Genomic DNA, 22095 nt, shown 5'->3' with positions numbered 1-22095 from the left:
TTTACCGCAATTTATGGTGTAAAGCTTCCTCAATAACACGGGGAGTGGGGTTATGAAGCATGCTCTAAGCATATGGCGAAGGGCATTGTGCGAGGGCGTAGAGTCAGCATCACAAAACGTAAGGGGGGCGAGTATCAGCGACATTATGCGGCGTGAAAGTAGGCTGGCGACGATCAATGGCGCAGGTCGTAACGGCATAGGCTGCGCTGCCGCTTTGATGGTGATGTACCGCCTTTCATCATTCAAGAACCCTCTTTGAGGGTTGGATATGAGCCCCGCTTTCTAATCGACGGTAAGGTACCTCACTCTCATGGCGTGGATAATGAGAGTCAATAAGGTGCCCGACTGGCCACGTTGTACGGCAAGGTGAGTCATGCGTAAACACGGCGGTAGGCTAACTGCAAAAGAGGGAAGGGAGAGATAGGCCGATAGAGGCTAGTAGCGCTTCAGCTCGATACCTTTACTGCTGGCGGCTCGGTTGCAAAGTGCGTCGGTCAGGATGGCCATCCATGACACGATAACGGCCTAGAGATATCTCTAGGCCGTTTGTTATGAGTAAGACCATAGACATGCGGATGTGGGCAATGGTCGCTCGCGTTATGCGTGGGCGCGATCAGTCCGAGCTGCCACCACTGTCGCCACCGCTATCACCGCCACCACAGTCGCTGCTACCACTGTCGTAGCTACAGCTCCCACTATCATAGCTATCGCCACCGCTGTAGCTGTGGTGGTGGTGGCTATAACTGCTGTCATCGCTGCTCCAGCCTGTATCTCCACCGCTACTACTATAGGAAGTATAGGAAGAGGAATCGTTAGAATAACGCCGTCTAGCAGGGTTGCTGTTTGCAGGTGCTTTTTTGTGACGAAAAATAAGATAGAGGACGAAAAGAGCGAGTGCTGTCAGAATGAGGCTAAGCATATTTATCCCTTTATAAGTGTTATCGATTCATTATTTATAATAAAGCAAGCGAGTGCTGCTGTAGACGGTGACTCAGCGGGATCGCCTCTGAGTCACCAGGGTCCGGCAGCTTCCCCTGTCCATGCTGCCGGTAAGCCGGAGGTCACGATGAGCGTTTCAACCGGTTCATGCGCATAATGGTCGGGTGGAAACAAACTGCAAATACGACGAAGGGGGTATAGGCCAAAGAATGATATCGTCTTCATTTTGATGTGTGTTTCTATATGGAATTATGGCGCTCTTTAAATGTGCGTTTCGCTAACGCCTATTCTGCAGCGAATCACAGAAGAAAAGCAAAGGCTTTGATGTGCTGTATCCCGCATGGCTGTTGACGTTTTGATAACTGGTCATGATTGCCTTCCTTTCAGTGCCCCCATATCTATTACACAATACTTCATGATGATACTCGGGTTTGAGGGGTTGGCGCTCCATATTATATTCTTATTTTAGTGCTGAAAATTATCGCTTATCGATATCATTTGAATAGATAGGTCGTAAGCCATATCGGCTAGATAGGGAGAATTCTATAATCACTTAATTATTAGTAGAATAGTTGGAATTATAAGGAGGGGTAATCCTTATCGCAATGCTTTGGATATAGTGATTCTCGTTGCCTGATCGGTGAAGGTGACGTCGTCGATGATGTGAGGTCATCTGGCTGATAGCGAGACGGTGCCTGTCTCGCGCCATCCTAATGCGGTCGAATCTGCAATGGTAGGGGGGGCAAATGGCGGCGGGAGCTTCTTTAATATGATGGCTGCATTGAAGGGGCAATCCGCCATGCTTATCTGGAAGAGCGTCGAGATGCCCAGCGGCAGAGCAGGACGCCCAGCGTGGTTGCGGGCTTATCGGTGATAATCAGCAAGAGCGGCATAATAAGGCACAGAAACATGCCAATGGCAGTAGGTAGCCATACCCAGCGATCTAACAGCATCAGCTTATCGGCGTAAGGTGGTGCCCAGCACAGTGCCAGTAGTGTTAGCACTATGCTGATAGGGGCCGTTATGAACAACAGACACCCTGTTGGCACTAGCGCCTGATACGAGAGTGTCATGAGTTTTCCTTGCCAGTATTGCAATGGGGTAACCAATAGCGGTGCGGCTCGGCGATAGGGTTTCATGACTGTTTCCGCGTGTCAGAGGGAATTCGAAAGTGGTGGCTGTTGCGCATCGCAATCAATGCCGCGGTGCTACCTGCACCGTTTACCTGTATCGGCATGTCTGGCGCTATTGTTCGCGTGCCTCGGCGCTATGTAAGTTGCGGCAATGAAAATGCCGCGAGCACTAGTCGCTGCTAGACGATGAGCAATCACTTGATGAACTGTCCGAAGTATCGCAGCAAGAGTCCGACGTGCTGTCGCAGCCACTGCTCGAGTCATCGCTGCTGTCATCACTGTCATAGCCGCTGCTATTAATGTCATCAAAATAGCCTGACTTAGTATGGTCATCGCGCCAGCCGGCAGTCCTAGATGCTCCGTATTTCGACGTGTTTTTGCGCGAGCGAGTGCGGCGTTTGGGTTTTAGCGGCGGGCGTTTGAGTATCACCGCATCATGGAAAAACAGGCATTCCAGCGCTGCGCCAACGAAAACAAGCAAGATGGCCGCAAGGGCACCGCAGAACAAGTAGCTGGGAATACGCATTAGCCATTCAGCGGCCGGCTTGGGAAGTAGGGCGCTGATGATGGTGAGCGCAATGGTGGCGACGGGGGCAATTACGAATGCCGTAACTATGGCTCGGCGCAGTACCTTGTTGATCCCTTTCATCAGTAGACGTTCGTGCCAAGTGGTGGGCGCGATCGTGTCATACCCCTTCTGTCCATGCGATCTGCGTTTAGGTGCCGATCTCTTTCTGGTAGTGGTGCGTTTTCGCGTTTTGGGTGTCAGCGATGAGGCAGGGGGGGCTTTGTAGATGGCATAGAAAAGAACGCAGTAGCCTGAAGAAAGAGCGCTGAACAAGACCGTCATAAAAATGACATGCTCTGTATGTTCGAAGGGGTAGCTTTTCTCCCAGAAGGCCAATGGAACGCCAATGATATGGGTGACGACGATAAGGATAATGGCGCAAAGCGCGAGTTTGAGTGACGGGGCCGATGGCTGTGCGTCAGTTGTCATATGAAAAGACTCTAAGAACAAGGTATTGCTACCTTGCGCGATGCGGTAAAGCATAGAAACGAGCGCAAGTGCCGTTGCCAAAGGCTATTGGGGCAAGAAGACTAATCAGATTAAAGGGATAAAAGTGAAGCTGACCGGCGTAAAAGAGCAAACGGGCCTTTAGGCTGAGTACCTTGAAAGGCCCGTTTCTCACTAGGCTTTGTACGAAAACTGCCTGTGTTCGGCCATACGGCGTTAAAAATCAGCTCAAAGTACTCATTTACCCCCGTAAACTCCGTCTTTTCGCTGATTTTTGCCTTGTCTGATCGTCGCTCGCCGACTTTTCGTACAAGCCCTAGAGCGCGATATCCGTCCACACTGGCGCGTGGTCGGACGGCTTCTCCATGCCGCGCAGTACATAGTCGATGCCTGAGGCCTGTACGAACCCTTTCAGGCCTTCGGAGACCATGATCAGATCAATACGCAGGCCGCGCTTCGGCTCACGGTCGAAGCCTTTTGAGCGATAGTCGAACCAGCTGAACAGCTCGCTGCTGTCGGGATGGCAGCAGCGGTAGCTGTCGCTCATGCCCCACTCCTTCAATTGGCCCAGCCATGCGCGCTCTTCTGGCTGGAAGCTCGTTTTGCCTTCACGCAGCCAGCGCTTGCGGTTGGGTTCGCCGATACCGATGTCCTGATCTTCGGGCGAAATGTTGAAGTCGCCCATGACGGCAACCAGGTCATCCGGCTGATGGCAGTTGCGCAGCCTAGCGTTCAGCTGGGCATAGAAACGGCGCTTGTTGGGAAATTTGGTTGGATGCTCGACGTTCTCCCCTTGAGGGAAGTAGCCGTTGTACACCGTCAGAGGGCCGTTGTCGGTGTCGAGCACGACACCAATCATGCGGCGCTGAGCATCGTCTTCGTCATCATCGAAACCATAGATGACGTCGCGCGGGGCTTGCCGCGTCATCAGCGCAACACCGTAGTGGCCTTTCTGTCCGAAGTAGTGGACGTGATAGCCGAGTGCCTGTAGACCGGACAGCGGAAATTCACTGTCCTGTACCTTCGTTTCTTGCAGGCCAATAACATCCGGCGACAGCGTATCGACAAGTGCTTCCAGCTGATGCGGGCGGGCACGCACTCCATTGACGTTGAATGACACCAAGCGCATCAGGTGGCCTCTGGCTGATCCGGGTGCAGCGGCAGTACAGGCGCGTTTTCCTGACGTTCCTGCTTGCGAGCGGCTTGTGCCTTGCGCTGCTTGAGTTTCTTGCGCGTGTAGCGGTCGCTTGATTTGACCTGGTCAGGATTCTCATGGCGCCACTGTTTGTAGTCCTTGCGGCGGCCGGTACGAATCATGACTCGGTCAGCCATGGAACGGGTCTTTTTCCTGCGCGTCATGACAGGCTCCTGCATAAAAGAAGTAATCGCGGTATCAGCCGCTTCCCCAAGGAAGCGGTGAGAATGCCGCTAGTCTAACAGACCCTGCCGTATGGTTGGCTATCCTGCCGATGAAATCGCTGTCGTGTGAGGGCAAAAGGATCAATGCGCGCGTTAACCATCCGTAAACCCTAAGGGGCAAGGTTTGCCAGCGTAATCAATATGATCGACGCTTCTGTTACCGCCTGCGAAGGGCGTTGTTACCTGTCAGGCGAAGTAATTCGCGGTGTTCAGCGTATGCTGGCAAGCACGAAGCCCTCTGTGTCTGATACACTTGTGCGCTGTCGTTACAAGGGGCCGCCTCTGGCAGCCTTTCTTTCGGGTCGATGCGCATAGCGGCTTCTTTACTGTAAGCCGAGATGCTGTATGCCCGTTTTCCATCCATTCAACCGGTCGAGTAGCCATGAGCGAGTCGGAAAAGCAACCACAACCGACCCAGAACCCTCAGCGTAAACCCAAGCGCCGCCGTCGCAAACCGCGTCAGGCTCGTCGTGAGGGGGGCGCTCCGTCTTCTGCGCCACAGCAGGCGCATGTCGCACTGCCTGAGGTGCCTCCCGTACCGGGACAATGGCGCTTCCAGGACTTCGATCTTCCCCAGCCGCTGTTGCGTGCCATTGCCGAGCAGGGGTTCCAGTACTGTACGCCGATCCAAGGCGAATCCTTGGCGTACACGCTGCTGGGACGTGATGTCGTTGGCAAGGCGCAGACGGGAACCGGCAAGACCGCGGCCTTCCTGATCGCCATTCTGGCCTACTTCCTCGAGGAGCAGCGTCCAGAAGGCCAGCAGCCCAGCACACCGCGCGCACTGATTATTGCGCCGACGCGCGAGCTGGCGCTTCAGATTGAGAAAGATGCCCAGACGCTGATTCGCTATACCGATATCACGATCGCCAGTCTGGTCGGCGGTATGGATTATCAGAAGCAGCAGCAGCAGGTGAAACGTCGCGTGGATCTGGTGATCGCAACCCCAGGGCGTCTGCTCGACTTCCAGCAGCGTGGCGACTTGGATCTGCGTCAGGTCGAAGTGTTGGTGCTGGACGAAGCCGACCGCATGCTGTCGATGGGCTTCATCCCGGACGTGAAACGCATCATCCGGGCGACACCGCGTCGTGAAGAACGTCAGACGTTCCTGTTCTCGGCAACGTTCACACAGGACATCCTCAATCTGTCGAGCCAATGGACGCACGAACCGGCCTATGTCGAGATCGAAGCGAAGACCCAGACGGCCGACAACGTTGAGCAGCATGTCTATCTGGTCAGTGATCAGGACAAGCCGCGCTTGCTGAGCAATATCCTCAAGCAGTCGACGCATGAGCGTGTCATGGTGTTCGCTAACCGTCGTGATCGGGTGCGCAAGCTTGATGAGCATCTGCGTGCTGAAGGGTTAAACGTAGCGATGCTGTCCGGTGATGTGGCACAGAAACAGCGCCTGCGAACGCTTGAACAGTTCCGCGAAGGTGACGTCAACGTGCTGGTCGCGACCGATGTCGCAGGGCGTGGTATTCATATTGATGGCGTTAGTCAGGTCATCAATTATACCCTGCCGGAAGACCCTGAAGACTACGTGCACCGTATCGGTCGTACCGGCCGTGCGGGCGCAAAAGGGGTATCCATCAGCTTCATGGGTGAAGAAGACGCCTATGCACTGCCGGATATTGAAGCGTTCATCAAGAACAAGCTGCCCTGTGAGCATCCGCCGGAAGGCCTGCTCTAACCCATCGCTGTAGGTCCCACCCTGTCCTGATGATGCTGCCGTTCCGGTGGGCATCATCAGGTCATTCCCCCGCCTGAATTCATATGAGGTCATCCCGCCCGATCATGCTCGACGATGCGCTGAAGAACGATATCCAGGCAGCCTATCGCCGTGTGCTGGAGGCACGCTCGCTGTCGCCTCGCCATGGCCAGAAGCTGATGATCGCCGAAATTGCACGCACGCTGGGCAATATCGAGGTCGACGATCAAGGCGAGCGCCGCAGTGATGAACATGTGTGCGTGCTGGAAGCCGGTACGGGTACTGGCAAGACGTTGGCCTACCTGCTGTCGGCACTGCCGATCGCCAAGGCGCGCGGCAAACGGCTGGTGGTCTCGACGGCTACGGTGGCGCTGCAGGAACAAGTGCTGCACCACGACCTGCCGATGCTGAAGGCGCAGAGCGGCCTGACCTTCGACTATGCACTGGCGAAGGGGCGAGGGCGCTATTTGTGTCTGACGCGCCTCGAACAGGTCATGGACGGTGCCGAGGAGTCGCCGACACTGTCGCTGTTCGAACAGAGCGTGTCGCACAAGCAGGAAGAGGTGGGAGAGCTGGCCGCAGAAATGGCTACGGCCTATGGCAGTGGTGAGTGGGCGGGCGACCGAGATAGCTGGCGCGATGCGGTGCAGGACGCACACTGGCGGCAGCTGACCACTGATCATCGTCAGTGTACCAATCGACGCTGTGGTCATTTCTCTGCCTGTGCCTTCTTCAAGGCGCGCCGCAAGGTTGAAGAGGCCGACATTATCGTGGCTAACCACGATTTGGTGCTGGCTGATCTGGCGCTGGGAGGGGGCATGGTGTTGCCTCCGCCGAAGGAGTGCATCTACGTCTTTGATGAAGCGCATCACCTGCCCGACAAGGCATTGGAGCATTTCCATCAGCGACTGCCGGTGCAGGGCGCCATGCGGTGGCTGAATCAGCTGCGCAAGTCGTTGCCGGATCTGCATGCCGCCTTGGCCGTGCAGCCGGTGGTGGCACGTCTGCTGCAGGCGATGCCCGAACAGCTGATGGCGATTGAGCCTCACCTTCAGACGGCGCTACAGATGGGGCGCCAGCTGCTGCCAGAACCGTCGAGCGATTTCCGCAATGATATGCCGCGCCACCGCTTCGAGCAGGGGCGGATTCCTGATGCGCTGCGTGAGATGGCGGCTGCGCTGTGCGCGCCGTTCGCTGCGCTGTGCCGCACGCTGGAAAGCATCGCGGATATTCTGCGCGAAGCGCTTGATCCTGATAAGCAGAACGGGCTGCCGCGAGAGCAGGCGGAAGAGTGGCTGCCGCTGGTGGCGCTGCTGCATGGGCGGGCCCTGGAGGCGCACGGGCTGTGGATGGCCTTTGCTGCTGTGGATGACGTGACGTCGGCTCCTCCACAGGCGCGCTGGATTCAGTTGGAATCCACCAACAACGGTGCGGACGGTGAACTGGTCTATGCGGCATCACCGGTCAGCGCTGCCGAAACGCTGGCGCGTCATCTGTGGGGACGCTGTTTCGGGGCGGTACTGACCTCCGCTACGCTGACCGCATTGGGACGCTTCGAGCGATTGCAGGAGCGTGCCGGATTGGCCAACCGCTATCGCTATCGGCAGTTGCCTAGTCCTTTCGATTACTCGCGTGCAGTGCTATCGGTGCCACCTATTGCTGTTGATCCCGCTCAGCGCGATGCTCACGAGCAAGCCATCATTGAGTGCGTGAAAGGGCTGGGTGAAGACGAGGCGGCGCTGGTGTTGTTTTCCGCGCGCCGCCAGATGCAGGCCGTGGAGGATGCTATCCGCTCCTCTGGCAATGCGGGGCTAGCGGATCGTCTGCTGGTGCAGGGGCAGCGTGCTCGCCATGAGCTGCTACTGGAACACCGCAAACGCATCGACAAAGGGAAAGGCAGCATCATCTTTGGTCTGGCGAGCTTTGCCGAAGGTATCGACTTGCCCGGACAGTACTTGACCCATGTCGTGATCACGCGACTGCCTTTTGCAGTGCCGGATGACCCCGTCGGAGCTACACTTGCAGAGTGGATCGAAACCAAGGGTGGTAATCCCTTCATGCGGATTACCGTACCGGATGCGTCGATTCGCTTGGTGCAGGCCTGCGGCCGCCTGATCCGTAAGGAGCAGGATCATGGGCGCATCACCATTCTTGACCGCCGTGTGCTGACGAAGCGCTATGGTCAGGCGCTCTTAGAAGCGCTTCCTCCTTTCCGTCGAGAACTGGCGCGTTGATATAAGCGAAATGAAGGCGTTTCATGTGTTGTAAAATTTGAAACGCCTTGTACACATAATTACAACGCACCCCTTCCACTCGCCCCCTGTCTAATGTAATACTAGATGCGCTTTCGGCACATATCGCATCGGGTATTCGTGTATCTGTAGAAAGTTCGCAGACAATCGCGTTCGTTCGACTGTGATATGCGCCACCCTTCTGGCTGTATTCCGGGGCCTTCCGGAAGCAAAGGAGAAACAGGGATATGTCACCACAGGTTGGGGTGGTCATGGGCAGTGTTTCCGACTGGGAGACCATGCATGCCTGCTGCGACACGCTTGAATCACTGAAGATCTCCTTCGAACATCGCGTAGTATCGGCGCACCGTATGCCCGATCAGATGTTCGCCTACGCTGAAGAAGCCGCTGCACGCGGTATCCAGATCATCATTGCAGGTGCTGGTGGTGCTGCCCATTTGCCGGGCATGCTAGCCGCCAAGACCTCTCTTCCCGTTATCGGTGTTCCCGTTGCCTCTCGCCATCTGAAAGGCATGGATTCACTGTTGTCGATTGTACAGATGCCCGGCGGTGTTCCCGTTGCCACCATGGCGATCGGCAAGGCGGGCGCGACCAATGCCGCCCTGATGGCGGCACGTATGCTGGCCTTGCACGACGACGCACTGGGCGAACGGCTCGAAGCACGTCGGCTGGAAAGCGAGCGTGCTGCGGAGGCCAGCAGCGAGGAGCTGAAATGAGCACTCAGGCAACGTCTCAAGCGGCAGCGCTGATCGTGCCCGGTGCCGTGATCGGCATCATCGGGGGCGGGCAGTTGGGGGCCATGATGGCTACTGCCGCACGCACTATGGGGTACCGCATCGCCGTGCTCGACCCCGATCCGACGGCTCCGACGGCAGCCATTGCTGATCACGCCATCACCGCTCCCTATAACGATCCCGATGCCGCACGCCAGCTGGCGGAATGCAGCGATATCGTGACGTATGAATTCGAACATATCGACTTGGATACGTTGGCGCTGATCGCCGACGTCGGTCGCCTCCCGCAGGGATCGCATCTGATCCGCATCTCGCAGCACCGTCGCTTGGAAAAAGAAGCCATCACGGCACTTGGGCTGCCGGTTGCGCCTTACGCCAACATCATGTCGGCCGACGATCTAGACATGGCCACGGCATCCATCCGTTTCCCCGCTGTGCTGAAGACATGCATGGGGGGGTACGATGGCAAGGGACAGGTAGTGGTCAAGCACCGTTCCGAGCTGGAAGATGCTTGGCGGCAGCTGGGGGATCATGCACCGCTAGTGTTGGAGCAGTGGATTCCCTTCGAACGCGAGATATCGGTCATCGTGGCGCGCTCTACAACCGGTGAAACGCGCTGCCTGCCGACGGCCGAGAATGAGCACTGCCAGAACATTCTGCACCGTACCCAAGTGCCGGCACGCATTGCCGCCGACGTAGACGCTCGCGCTCAGCAGATCGCGATGACGTTGGCTGAAGGGCTCAAGCTGGTGGGAACACTGGCGGTTGAGCTGTTCGTTGGTCGCGATGGCACACTTTACGTCAACGAGCTGGCACCGCGTCCGCATAACTCCGGGCACTTCTCGATCGATGCCTGTGAAACGTCGCAGTTTGAGCAGCACGTCCGTGCCATCTGCGGTCTGCCGCTGGGCGACACGCGCCTGCTGTCGCCGGTCGTAATGGAAAACATTCTGGGGCAACACATCGCACCACTGATGGCACGCCTGACGCATCTCGAATCACTCCATCTGCACCTCTATGGTAAAGCGCGGGTGGTAAGTCAACGCAAGATGGGGCATCTGACGGCACTCGGTCCGTCGACTGCTGACTGTATGCGCCGACTGGACCAGTTCTGGGCCGCTTCTGCTGCTGAAGCAGAGTGAACCAGAGGGCCAGCGGTACTCTTCCTGAACCGCACATTGCGACGGGGAATATGATGACTAGGCAGGAAATGCTGTACGAAGGTAAAGCGAAGCGACTCTACCGCACCGAAGACGAACAGGTACTGTGGGTCGAATACAAGAACGACGCTACGGCGTTCAACGGTAAGAAGAAGGCTTCGCTTGACGGCAAGGCCGAGCTCAATAATGAGATTACCTCGCTCATCTTCACGGTGCTGGAAGAACGAGGCATTCCTTCCCACTTCATCAAACGCCTTTCGGCTACGGAACAGCTGGTGAAAGCGGTCACGATTGTACCGCTAGAAGTGGTCATGCGTAATGTGGTGGCGGGCAGCTTGGCCCGACGCCTCGGCCTTGAAGAAGGCACACCGCTCAAGGAACCGATCATCGAGTTCTATTACAAGAACGATACACTAGATGATCCGCTTGTCACGGAAGACCATATTGCACTGCTTGACGTGGCAACACGTGAAGAGTGTCAGCAGCTGCGCACCATGGCACTGCACATCAACGAAGTCCTGAAGGCGCTGTTCGCTGAACTGGGCGTCGATCTTATCGACGGCAAGGTCGAATTCGGCCGTGACGCCGATGGTTCTCTGCTACTGGCGGACGAGATCTCTCCTGATACCTGTCGCCTGTGGGATCACGCCACGGGCGAACGTCTGGACAAGGATCTTTTCCGTCGCGATCTCGGCAATCTTCAAGCCGGTTATCAGAACATTCTTTCTCGTCTGCGAGGTGCTCATGCTTAAGGCCAAGGTCTACGTCACTCTGAAGAACGGTGTTCTCGATCCTCAAGGGGCTGCCGTTTGCAGTGCGCTGCATGCACTGTCTCACAATGACGTAACGGAAGTGCGCATCGGTCGCTATATCGAGCTGCTCCTCGACGACGCCTCTCTTTCCGAGGAAGACGCTACCGCCCGAGTCAAGGCGATGTGTGACGCTCTGCTGGCCAATACGGTCATCGAAGAATACCGCATCGAACTCGAAGAGGTGGAGGTGCCATGCGCTGCGCAGTGATCGTCTTCCCCGGGTCGAACTGCGATCGCGACATGTACTACGCCCTGCGTGACGGGCTGGACGTCGAGGTCGAGATGGTCCCGTATTCCGCAACGTCTCTCGACGGATTCGATGCGATCTTCCTACCGGGTGGTTTCTCCTACGGCGACTATCTGCGTGCGGGGGCTATCGCACGCTTCGCCCCGGTCATGCAGGCCGTGAAGAAAGCCGCTGACGAAGGCCGCTGGGTCGTTGGGGTCTGCAACGGTTTCCAGGTGCTGCTGGAAGCGGGCCTGCTACCGGGTGCCATGAAGCGCAACGCCGGACTGAACTTCGTCTGCCGCGACGTGGCGCTGACCGTCGCCAACGCCAGTACGGCCTTCAGCAGTGACTATACCGAAGGCCAACAGATCATCCTGCCTGTCGCCCACGGTGAAGGTAACTATGAATGTGATGAGGGCACGCTGGAAGCGCTTGAAGCCAACGGCCAGGTCGTTTTCCGCTATGCCGAGCCCGTCAACGGTTCGCGTCACGATATCGCCGGTATCATCAACGAACGTGGCAACGTGCTGGGCATGATGCCTCACCCTGAGCGCGCAGTAGAAGCGCTGCTGGGCAGTGTCGATGGACTGGCCCTGTTCACCTCATTGAAACGTCATATCACCTCATCGCAACGCCAGGGGAGCTGAAGGCATGTCGCAACCTGATCCGCAAAACGTGGTGCTCAAGGAAACCAAGGCCTGGCGCGAACTGGGGCTGTCCGATGAGCTCTATGCACGTGCCGAAGGCATGGTCGGCCGCCCGCTATCAGTGACCGAGATCGGGCTGTTTGCCGTGATGTGGTCCGAGCACTGCTGCTATACCCATTCCCGTCCGCTGCTGAAAGAGTTCCCGACAACGGGTGAACATGTACTGCAAGGGCCGGGTGAAGGGGCCGGGATCGTCGATATCGGTGACGGTCAGGCGGTCGCCTTCAAGATCGAAAGTCACAACCACCCGTCTGCACTGGAGCCCTACGAAGGGGCGGCCACCGGTGTCGGCGGTATTCTGCGCGATGTTTTTTCCATGGGCGCCCGTCCGATTGCGATGTTGAACTCGTTGCGCTTCGGTGAACTGAGCGATGCGCGTACGCGCTATCTGTTCGAACACGTTGTGGCCGGGATTGCAGGCTACGGTAACTGCATCGGTGTTCCGACGGTGGGCGGCGAGATCCAGTTCGCGCCGTGCTACACCCGCAACCCGCTGGTCAACGCCATGTGCGTGGGCCTGATCAACCATGAAGACATCCAGAAAGGCCAGGCGAAAGGCGTTGGCAACACCGTGATGTACGTCGGGGCCAAGACCGGTCGTGATGGTATTCACGGTGCAACCATGGCCTCCGAGGTATTCAGCAGCGAAGCTGAAGATGTTAAGCGCCCGGCGGTACAGGTCGGCGACCCGTTCATGGGTAAACTGCTGATGGAAGCCTGCTTGGAAGTCGTCAAGTGCGATGCACTGGTTGGCATCCAAGACATGGGGGCCGCAGGCCTGACGTCGTCAGCTGTCGAAATGGCCAGCAAGGCGGGTTCCGGTTTGCTGCTTGACCTCGACAAGGTTCCGCAGCGTGAACCGAACATGACGGCCTACGAACTGATGCTGTCCGAGTCTCAGGAACGCATGCTGCTGGTGGTCGAGAAGGGGCGTGAAGATGAAATCCGCCAGGTCTTCGCACCGTGGGGACTGGATGCCGTCGACGTCGGTGTTGTGACCGACAACCAGCGTTTCCGTCTGATGCAGCATGGCGAATGCGTCGCCGATTTGCCGGTTGCTTCACTGACCGATGAAGCGCCAGTGGCGCATCCGCCGAGTCGTGAACCGGCCCGTTTTGCCGAATGGCAGCAGATGACACCGTGGCAGCCGACCATCACCGACGCACAGGACACGCTGCTGAAGCTGCTGGCCCGTCCGTCGATTGCCAGCAAAGCGTGGGTTTACGAGCAGTTCGATCACATGGTGCAGACCAACACGATTGTGCGCCCCGGCTCTGATGCAGCTGTCGTTCGTGTCCGCGGTACCCGCAAAGCACTGGCGATGACCACCGACTGTAACGCGCGCTATATCGAGCTGGATCCGGAAGTCGGCGGCCGTATCGCGATTGCCGAAGCCGCACGTAACCTAGTGTGCAGCGGTGCACGTCCGCTGGGCGTGACCGATGGCCTGAACTACGGCAGCCCTGAAAAACCGGAAATATTCTGGCAGCTCAAGCAGTCGGTCAAGGGGTTGAGCGACGCCTGCCGTGCACTGAACGTGCCGGTCATCGGCGGTAACGTTTCGCTGTACAACGAGCACGATGACGTTGCGATCCATCCGACGCCGGTGATTGGCATGGTCGGTCTGATCGACGATGTTGACCACATCACTACCCAGTTCTTCCGTGAAGCGGGGGATCGGGTCTACCTGCTGGGCGACACGTTGCCGGAATTCGGTGGCAGTGAGTTGCAGTACATGCAGGCGGGTGATATCTCCGGTCGTGCTCCGGCACTGGATCTGGACGTTGAAGCTCGCCGCCAGCAGCAGCTGCTCGACGCCATTCACGCGGGACTGATCAGCGCCGCACACGATATCTCTGAAGGTGGTCTGGCTGTAGCACTGGCTGAAATGACCATGGAGAAATCGCTGGGGGCAGATGTCCGCGTCAGCGGTGATGCAGCGTCACTGTTCGCTGAAAGCCAGTCGCGCTTTATCGTGACCGTGCCGCAGGCACATCAAGCGGCCTTCGAACAGGCCGTGCCAGATGCACATCTGTTGGGTCAGGTTGTGACCAAGAACGCGCTGACCATTGCGGATACTGAAGGCTGCACACTGATTGATCTGCCACTCGCAACACTCTCCACGACATGGAAAGGGGCGCTGGAATGCTTGCTGAAATCCGAGGCCTGAACGAGGAGTGCGGTGTCTTTGCAGTAGCAGGACACGCTGGCGCTTCCGAAATCTGCTACTACGGTCTGCACAGCCTGCAGCACCGTGGTCAGGAAGGGGCCGGTATTGTCATCTCCGACGGAAAGCGTCTCCAGTACCACAAAGGGTTGGGGTTAGTACACGATGTCTTCACGCGTGAGCAGCTCGAATCCCTGAAAGGTACGCTGGGTGTAGCGCATGTGCGCTACGCCACCGCGGGTGGCGGCGGTCTGCAGAACGTGCAGCCGCTGGTGTTCCAGTCACATCACGGCGGTCTGGCCATTGCCCATAACGGTAACCTGGTCAACGCCGAGCGCCTTAAGGAACAGCTGGAAGATGAAGGGGCTATCTTCCAGTCCACCTCGGATACTGAAGTGTTGGCGCACCTGATTCGTCGCAGCCGCAGCCGCACGCTGGCCGAGAAAATGGCCAATGCACTGCCGCTGCTGAAGGGCGCCTACTCCTTCGCCGTCATGGACGAGCATCAGCTGGTTGTGGCACGTGACCCGCACGGTCTGCGCCCACTGTCGCTGGGCCGTCTTGGCGACGCGTGGGTCGTAGCTTCTGAAACCTGTGCGCTCGATACCGTCGGTGCCGTGTTCGAACGCGATATCGAACCGGGCGAACTGCTGGTCATCGACGAGTCGGGCTGCCACAGTCAGCGTTTTATCAGCAAGGCCATGCGGGCGATCTGCAGCATGGAGTATGTCTACTTTGCTCGCCCGGACAGCGACCTTGAAGAAATCAATGTCCATGCGGCACGCAAACGCCTCGGTAAGCGTCTCGCGGAAGAGTTTCCCATTGAGGCTGATGTGGCGATCGGGGTTCCGGATTCCAGCATTTCGGCCGCCATAGGCTATGCCGAACAGTCCGGTATTCCCTATGAAGTAGGGTTGATCAAGAACCGCTACATCGCACGCACCTTCATTCAGCCGTCGCAAGCGCTGCGCGAACGCGGCGTCAAGATGAAGCTATCTGCCGTACGTGGTGTAGTGGCCGGCCAGCGCGTTGTCATGATCGACGACTCCATCGTGCGTGGTACCACCTGTCGCCATATCGTGCAGCTGCTGCGTGATGCTGGGGCCAAGGAAGTGCATGTCCGTATCAGTGCACCGCCGATTAAGCACCCTTGCTTCTACGGAATCGACACTTCGACATCGGGCGAGCTAATCGCTTCGTCGCTGTCCGTTGCGGAAATCTGCGACGTGATCGGTGCCGATTCACTTGAATTCCTATCGCTCGAAGGGCTGCAGGCCGGCATCGGCCGCGACGCTTCGATGCCGCAGTGCGGCCAGTGTCTGGCCTGCTACAGCGGCCATTATCCCACCGCCATTTATCCCAGCACGGTACTGCCCTATGAAAAGCAGTGATACGACGCATTCCTCCACTGACGTTGCCGCTGAAGGCACCGCTTATCAGCGTGCCGGCGTCAATATCGAAGCAGGCTATGAAGCCGTGACGCGCATGAAACCCCACGTGGCCCGCACCCGTCGCCTCGGTGCGATGGGCGGCCTTGGTGGCTTTGGTGGCACCTTCGATCTGTCCGAACTCAACATGAAGGCCCCCGTGCTGGTGTCCGGAACGGACGGTGTTGGCACTAAGCTGATGCTGGCCATGGCGATGAAGCGCTATGACACCATCGGTCAGGACGTCGTTGCCATGTGCGTTAACGACGTGATCGTGCAGGGAGCGGAACCACTTTACTTCCTCGACTATATCGCCTGCGGCAAGGCATTTCCCGAGCGTATCGAACAGGTCGTCAAGGGCGTTGCCGATGGCTGCGTGTTGGCAGGCTGCGCACTGATCGGTGGCGAAACCGCTGAAATGCCCGGGCTGTATGACGAGCAGGAATTTGATCTGGCAGGCTTCGCCGTCGGTGCGGTTGAAAAGGACGCGCTGCTGACGGGCGAAGAAATCGCCGCTGGTGACGTACTGATCGGCTTGCCTTCCAGCGGCGTGCACAGCAACGGTTTCTCGCTAGTGCGTCACGTGCTGCTGAAGAAAGGGCAGGAAGACGAATGTCTGGCAGAAGAGATTCCCGCGCTGGGTTCGACGCTGGGCGAAGCGCTGCTGATGCCGACCCGCATCTACGTGAAAGCACTGATGCCAAGTCTGGCAAAAGGGCTGTTGACTGGCGCGGCTCACGTGACGGGCGGGGGCTTCTACGAAAACCTGCCGCGCATGTTGCCGAAAGGCCTGAGCGTCAGTGTGACCCGTGGTCAGTGGCCGGAACCCGCGATCTTTGATGTCATTCGTGAACGTGGCCAAATTCCAGAACGTGAGATGTTCAACACGTTCAATATGGGTATTGGCATGGTGCTCGCCGTTCGCAAAAGCAACCAGCAGGCCGTGCTGGATCAGCTGGCATCGCAGGGCGAGGCGGCTTATGTGATCGGCGAAGTGGTAGCAGGCGAAGGTGAATGCCACATCAAGGGGATTGACGCATGAGCGAGTCCCACGCTTCGCAGCCACAGCGCCTGAAACTGGCGCTGCTGGCCTCTGGTCAGGGCACTAATGCGGAAGGCATCATGCGGGCTGTTGAGGCTGGGCGGCTCAATGCTGAGGTTGTGCTGTTGTTCAGCGATCACCGCGATGCACCAGCACTAGCGCGTGCCGAATCCCTAGGCGTTGCCACGCAAGCGTTCGAACCTCGCGAGTTCGACGGCAAGGCGGCTTATGAAGCCGCACTGCTGGAAGTCCTGCGCGATGCACAGGCGGACGTGATTGTTTTGGCCGGCTATATGCGCTTGGTTGGACCGACGCTGCTGGAGGCATATCCTGCCCGCATCATCAATACTCATCCATCGCTGCTGCCCAAGTACCCCGGCCTCGATGCCGTCGGGCAGGCGCTGGCGGATGGCACCTCCGTTACAGGCATCACCGTGCACTACGTGGATGCGGGAATGGATACGGGGCCGATCATCGCCCAGCGGCATGTGCCCGTGCTGCCCGATGACGATCACGACAGCCTGCTAGCGCGGTTGAAGCGGATTGAAAACCGCTTCTATCCCGACACGCTAGCATCACTGTTCGATCAGTGGTCGTTCATGAACTAAGCATTATCTTTCGCGGAGCGCCAGAAATGGCGCTTTGCTCGTCATGGTGCGCTTGCCGTACCTGACCGATTTGAGACACAGGGAATCCAAACAGATGAAGATCATGGTGATCGGCAGTGGCGGTCGTGAACATACCATTGCGTGGAAAGCAGCCCAGAGCCCTCGCGTCTCCGAAGTGATCGCCGTACCCGGCAGCGCAGGTATGTCCAACGTCGCTCGCTGCGAAGCCCTCGACGTCAGTGATCATGATGCGCTGGTAGCACTAGCAAAACGCGAACATGTCGGTCTGACCATTGTTGGCCCGGAAGTACCGCTGCTGCAAGGCCTCGTCGACCGTTTCCAGCGTGAAGGCCTCAAGGTTTTCGGACCGACACAGGCGGCTGCACAGTTGGAAGGTTCCAAGGATCACGCCAAGCGCCTGATGGCACGTTACAACATTCCCACGGGTGCCTATCAGACCTTTGATGATCTAGACGCCGCCCGTGCTTATGTTAGAGAGCAGGGCGCGCCCATCGTTATCAAGGCTGATGGCTTGGCAGCAGGCAAGGGCGTTGTGGTGGCCTTCGAAGAGAGCGAAGCGCTGGCGGCACTGGATGCGATCATGGGGGATCGCGTTTTCGGTGATGCGGGCAATCGCGTGGTGATCGAAGAGTACCTTGATGGCGAAGAGCTGTCGCTGATGGCGCTGGTCAACGGCCGCACGGTTGTGCCGCTTGTCACTGCACAGGATCACAAGCGCGTTGGCGAGCGCGACACAGGACCGAATACTGGCGGCATGGGCGCTTACTCTCCCGTTCCGCAGTTCTCGGATGCCGACGTCGACGTTGCCGTCCGCACGATCCTTGAGCCGATGGCCGATGCCATGTGCAAAGAGGGCACCCCGTTCACTGGCGTACTGTATGCAGGGCTGATGATGACGGCAACGGGACCGCGCGTCATCGAATTCAACGTGCGCTTCGGTGATCCTGAAACCCAGGTCGTGCTGCCGCGCATGGAAAGTGATTTGGTTGACGTGATTGAACAGTTGTTGGATGGCAAGAAACCGGACGTTGAATGGTCTGCTCAGCCGGTAGTGGGCGTGGTTATGGCAAGCACGGGCTACCCGGGCAAACCTCAAACGGGCGCAACGATCAAAGGCATCAGCAAGGCTGCCGATCAGGCACTGGTCTTCCATGCGGGTACGGACTTCCAGCAGGACCACTGGGTTACCGCGGGGGGACGTGTGCTGCTTGTGGCAGGTAAGGGCGATACGCTGCAGGATGCCTGCGATCATGCCTATCACGCCTTGGACCTGATCGAAAGCGATGGCCTGTTCTATCGTAAAGATATCGGACACCGAGCGCTGAAGCAGCTCACAAGGTAAGCAGGTATATACCTGAACTAAAATATCGACTTTTAAGTGATAAAAAGCCGTATTGCTTTGTTAGCAATGCGGCTTTTTTTGTTCCTAATGCCATGAGAAAGATGATAGTATCCTCAGGGAATATAAGTTTGTAATTGCGTTATTTAATATAAATAAAATAACTTTTTCTGATAAATATCTATGGGGGAATGGATGGATATAATACCATCATGGGCGCTGTCGTTTGGACATCTGCTTTTAGATACCACGCGGTTGCTTAGGCTTGTTACGCCATTAGGAAATAGTCAGTTACTTATACAGCGAGTAATGGCACGCGAGCAGCTAAGCACGCCTTTCACGTTCACTGTGGACTGCCTTTCTCAACGTCACGATGTTGATTTGTGCGGCCTGCTGGCCCAGCCCGTTACATTGTCACTTTTGCAGGCTGATGGCTCTTACCGTAATTTTCATGCCATTGTCAGTGAGGCTATACGTCTGGGCAGTGATGGGGGGATCAGTGACTATCAATTGGTACTCAAACCATGGCTGACATTACTTGAGCATGTCTCTGATAGTCGTATTTTTCAAGATTTGACAGCAGTAGAAATAGTTACGCGTGTATTGGAAGGCCATACCGTTAGCGAAGGTGGTTTTCGTTTTGATCTGCGTCATCAAGAACGCTACCCAAAACGTTCCTATTGTGTTCAGTATAATGAGTCCGATTACCACTTCATCAGTCGCTTGCTCGAAGAAGAAGGTCTCTGGTGGTATGTGGTACAGGAGACGGATAAGCATATTATAGTCTTTACCGATGATAACGATGCTTGCCCTAGCGTTACGCCCGACACAATACGTTTTCATCGACAGTCTGCTACTGAGTCAGCTGATAGCCTGACAGACTGGGGACATCAACGCCAGGTTGAGCCAACCCGCATCAGTTTAGGGTCTTTTGACTACAAATCTCCAGGCACTCCTCTAAGGGTTCAGCTCGATGCATATAATAACTCCGCTAATCTTCCTACCCTAGAGCAGTATAACTATGCTGGTGAGTATGCATTTGGCCGCTATGATCGTGGTTACCAACTGGGCGAAATTCGCATTGAACGCCATGAGGCACAGGCGAACCGATTTACGGGGGCGGGTGGTGCTCGACAATTAAGCGTAGGGCATCGATTTATACTGACTCAGCACCCTAATCATGATGGTGGTGGAGAAGGGAATCGTACCTTTTTGCTGCTTGGACTCGAGTGGGCGGCTGAAAACAATCTGCCAGTAGCGGTTACTCGCCGTCATATGCCTGGCAGTCTCGAAATGCAGCTTGATGCACTGCGAGAGTCTGTCGGGCACGATATCGAAAAATCATCTGATCAAGATGCTACAGGCACAGCATTCTTTCATGCTCGACTTGAGGCTCAGCGTTTCGATACAACATTTCGTGCACCTGATGCTCATCGTAAAACTAGCCTGGGTGGTCCTCAGACTGCAATTGTTGTCGGGCCTGCCAACGAGACCATTTATACCGATCACCTCAATCGAGTGAAGGTACAGTTTCACTGGGACCGCGATGGTCAATACAGTGAGGGATCCAGCTGTTGGTTGAGGGTTTCTCAGGTTAACGCTGATGGCGGCTGGGGATCTGTGTTCGTTCCTCGCATCGGGCAGGAAGTCATTGTCAGCTTCATTGATGGAGATCCTGATCGCCCTATTATCACTGGTCGCGTCTACAACGGCGAGCGACAGCCGCTATGGCATAGCAATGGACTGATCTCTGGGTTTCATACTCAAAATTATCGCGGTAGTGGTTACAACGAACTGCTATTCGATGATGCGACGGATCAGAGCCGTGTTCGCCTTGGTACTGATCATCATTATTCTGAATTAAATTTGGGTTATTTAATTCACCAACAGGGCAACGGGCGCGGACAATATAGAGGCGAAGGATTTGAGCTACGTAGCGATGCGTATGGTACCGTGCGCGCCAATAAAGGCTTGTATTTGTCGAGCTGGGGGCAGGCTCAGGCCAAAGGGGATCAGACGGATGTTGAGCCTGTAACGCAACAATTAAATCGTACTTATCAACTGCATAAACAGCTATCAGATTTGGCTATTCGGCATCAGTCGGAAGGACTAACAAGTCTTGCACCATTAGAGGCCGCAAACTCAGAAAATAAAGGGGTGCAGGTAGGGCATGATGGCCAGCAAGGAGGTCAGGGGCAGGCTGATGGCATGCAGACACCTTGGCTTCATATAGCGTCTCCTGCGGGCATTAGTGTCACTACACCTAAGTCAACGCATTTGGCACAGCAAGAGCATCTCAGTTTGTCGAGTGGGCAGTGGGCAGGATACTACTGTCGCGACGGGGAAAAGCCTGTTGGCCACTATTGCTGAAAAATTTTCGTTATTTGTATATAACGCAGGGATAAAGCTATTTGCAGCTAAGGGTAATGTTGAGGTACAAGCTCAGTCCGATAGCATTAATTTGACGGCCCAAAAAGATATTAATATGCAAGCCGTTAGCGGAAAAATTACAGAAGTTGCATCAGACGAAATTACTTTTTCTAGTGGTGGAGCTTATATTCGATTGAAAGGCGGTAATATTGAGCTTCACGCGCCAGGAACAATAGATGTAAAAGGAGTACAGCAGCTATTTGATGGCCCGGCAGGAATGAGTGCTACGTTATCGCGTTTGCCTAACGCATTGCCGGTTATGCCTGAAGGGATCTGTGTTGAATGTATGCTTCGCAACTTAAAACGGGGAATTCCTCTTGTCGATGTCACCTAATCCTATAATCGATGTCTATGATGAGCATTGGGAGCATGCTGCATTTGATTATCTAGCTACACTAGCCACAGAGGATCCTGCTCTTCGTCCCGTGGCATTATTGGATGGTGCTTTCCTTTTTGATCGCTTATTGCCATGGATGGAACAGTGGTTGCCTAGCCACTGTTGGTGGTCGGTCTACGAAGGATTACCCAATACGGACCGACAAGTGATACAAGCATCGCCGCAGCTTGTTGACCTTAATGATCTAGATGACATGCAACGCTCAGTCTTGTTAAAAGGTACTAATGGGTATCCAATGCTCAGCATCATAATGACCAAAGCGTCTCTTAGCCAGCTGGCTAGCCAATTGAAGGCTTTTTGCATCATTAGCACTCCATGTGCTCGATATACACTGCGTTTTGCGGATACGCGATTATTGCCAACTATTATTAATATATTGACAAATGAGCAACGGACACTATTTAGCCACAATATTCATGCTTGGCATTACGTTGATCGCGCAGCTCAATGGGCATCACTGCCATTAGTAGATAAATATGATCATACAGTAATACCACCCATTAATGGTATCGCTCTTAGAGAGTGTTTCAAAACCCCTTGAAAAAAATCATGT

At 56.0% G+C, this 22095-nt stretch carries 20 protein-coding genes; 16 read left to right on the top strand and 4 right to left on the bottom strand.

Annotated features, from left to right (window positions below; all coding sequences use genetic code 11):
• Positions 1-551: 551 nt before the first annotated feature.
• Positions 552-683 (top strand): hypothetical protein, encoded by a 132-nt coding sequence (locus ZBT109_RS14120; RefSeq protein ID WP_267878424.1) that lies wholly within the window; start codon positions 552-554, stop codon positions 681-683.
• 1059 nt (positions 684-1742) lie between these two features.
• Here the strand turns inward: ZBT109_RS14120 and ZBT109_RS09635 are convergent.
• From ZBT109_RS09635 to ZBT109_RS09615, 4 genes are all read right to left on the bottom strand, one after another.
• The gene (locus ZBT109_RS09635; protein WP_027704668.1) at positions 1743-2012 is read right to left on the bottom strand and encodes a hypothetical protein; all 270 of its coding nucleotides are present in this window, start codon (positions 2010-2012) and stop codon (positions 1743-1745) included.
• Positions 2013-2241: 229 nt separating this feature from the next.
• Entirely contained in the window at positions 2242-3069 is an 828-nt protein-coding gene (locus ZBT109_RS13625) for a hypothetical protein (protein WP_145984515.1), read from the bottom strand.
• A gap of 334 nt (positions 3070-3403) precedes the next feature.
• A complete protein-coding gene (xthA, locus tag ZBT109_RS09620; protein ID WP_027704666.1) occupies positions 3404-4216 on the bottom strand; it encodes an exodeoxyribonuclease III in 813 nt (270 codons plus the stop codon).
• Entirely contained in the window at positions 4216-4446 is a 231-nt protein-coding gene (locus ZBT109_RS09615) for a hypothetical protein (RefSeq protein WP_027704665.1), read from the bottom strand. The genes xthA and ZBT109_RS09615 overlap by 1 nt, the downstream gene beginning before the upstream one ends.
• A gap of 442 nt (positions 4447-4888) precedes the next feature.
• Here ZBT109_RS09615 and rhlB point away from each other — a divergent pair, with 442 nt between their 5' ends.
• From rhlB to ZBT109_RS09545, 15 genes are all read left to right on the top strand, one after another.
• A complete protein-coding gene (gene rhlB / locus ZBT109_RS09610; RefSeq protein ID WP_027704664.1) occupies positions 4889-6199 on the top strand; it encodes an ATP-dependent RNA helicase RhlB in 1311 nt (436 codons plus the stop codon).
• A gap of 104 nt (positions 6200-6303) precedes the next feature.
• A complete protein-coding gene (dinG, locus tag ZBT109_RS09605) occupies positions 6304-8451 on the top strand; it encodes an ATP-dependent DNA helicase DinG (protein WP_027704663.1) in 2148 nt (715 codons plus the stop codon).
• Between the two features lie 245 nt (positions 8452-8696).
• Positions 8697-9185 (top strand): 5-(carboxyamino)imidazole ribonucleotide mutase, encoded by a 489-nt coding sequence (gene purE, locus ZBT109_RS09600; RefSeq protein ID WP_027704662.1) that lies wholly within the window; start codon positions 8697-8699, stop codon positions 9183-9185.
• Positions 9182-10345 carry a 5-(carboxyamino)imidazole ribonucleotide synthase gene (gene purK / locus ZBT109_RS09595; RefSeq protein WP_051523690.1) on the top strand — a complete coding sequence of 388 codons (1164 nt, stop codon included), beginning with the start codon at positions 9182-9184 and terminating at the stop codon, positions 10343-10345. Before purE ends, purK begins: the two co-directional genes overlap by 4 nt.
• Positions 10346-10395: 50 nt before the next feature.
• Positions 10396-11115, top strand: a complete 720-nt coding sequence (purC, locus tag ZBT109_RS09590) for a phosphoribosylaminoimidazolesuccinocarboxamide synthase (protein ID WP_038277753.1) — start codon at positions 10396-10398, stop codon at positions 11113-11115.
• Positions 11108-11383, top strand: a complete 276-nt coding sequence (gene purS, locus ZBT109_RS09585) for a phosphoribosylformylglycinamidine synthase subunit PurS (protein WP_027704659.1) — start codon at positions 11108-11110, stop codon at positions 11381-11383. The genes purC and purS overlap by 8 nt, the downstream gene beginning before the upstream one ends.
• A complete protein-coding gene (gene purQ / locus ZBT109_RS09580; RefSeq protein WP_027704658.1) occupies positions 11368-12051 on the top strand; it encodes a phosphoribosylformylglycinamidine synthase subunit PurQ in 684 nt (227 codons plus the stop codon). The genes purS and purQ overlap by 16 nt, the downstream gene beginning before the upstream one ends.
• A gap of 4 nt (positions 12052-12055) precedes the next feature.
• Positions 12056-14281, top strand: coding sequence for a phosphoribosylformylglycinamidine synthase subunit PurL (gene purL / locus ZBT109_RS09575; RefSeq protein ID WP_027704657.1), 2226 nt, complete (start codon positions 12056-12058; stop codon positions 14279-14281).
• Positions 14257-15669, top strand: coding sequence for an amidophosphoribosyltransferase (gene purF, locus ZBT109_RS09570; RefSeq protein WP_027704656.1), 1413 nt, complete (start codon positions 14257-14259; stop codon positions 15667-15669). The genes purL and purF overlap by 25 nt, the downstream gene beginning before the upstream one ends.
• Positions 15656-16747 (top strand): phosphoribosylformylglycinamidine cyclo-ligase, encoded by a 1092-nt coding sequence (gene purM / locus ZBT109_RS09565; RefSeq protein WP_051523689.1) that lies wholly within the window; start codon positions 15656-15658, stop codon positions 16745-16747. Before purF ends, purM begins: the two co-directional genes overlap by 14 nt.
• Complete coding sequence (purN, locus tag ZBT109_RS09560) at positions 16744-17355, top strand: phosphoribosylglycinamide formyltransferase (RefSeq protein ID WP_051523688.1); 612 nt, start codon at positions 16744-16746, stop codon at positions 17353-17355. The genes purM and purN overlap by 4 nt, the downstream gene beginning before the upstream one ends.
• Before the next feature lie 94 nt (positions 17356-17449).
• On the top strand, positions 17450-18718 hold the full coding sequence (gene purD, locus ZBT109_RS09555) for a phosphoribosylamine--glycine ligase (RefSeq protein WP_027704653.1): 1269 nt from the start codon (positions 17450-17452) through the stop codon (positions 18716-18718).
• Between the two features lie 306 nt (positions 18719-19024).
• On the top strand, positions 19025-21085 hold the full coding sequence (locus tag ZBT109_RS09550) for a type VI secretion system Vgr family protein (protein ID WP_197714393.1): 2061 nt from the start codon (positions 19025-19027) through the stop codon (positions 21083-21085).
• Positions 20967-21479, top strand: coding sequence for a DUF2345 domain-containing protein (locus tag ZBT109_RS13975; protein WP_324603172.1), 513 nt, complete (start codon positions 20967-20969; stop codon positions 21477-21479). The genes ZBT109_RS09550 and ZBT109_RS13975 overlap by 119 nt, the downstream gene beginning before the upstream one ends.
• Positions 21469-22083, top strand: coding sequence for a DUF4123 domain-containing protein (locus ZBT109_RS09545; protein ID WP_084261732.1), 615 nt, complete (start codon positions 21469-21471; stop codon positions 22081-22083). Before ZBT109_RS13975 ends, ZBT109_RS09545 begins: the two co-directional genes overlap by 11 nt.
• Positions 22084-22095: the final 12 nt, after the last annotated feature.

This window comes from Zymobacter palmae, from assembly GCF_003610015.1.
Taxonomy (GTDB): Bacteria; Pseudomonadota; Gammaproteobacteria; order Pseudomonadales; family Halomonadaceae; genus Zymobacter; species Zymobacter palmae.
Note: the sequence above shows the minus strand (reverse complement) of the source record. Positions and strands in the feature narration are given on the sequence as shown.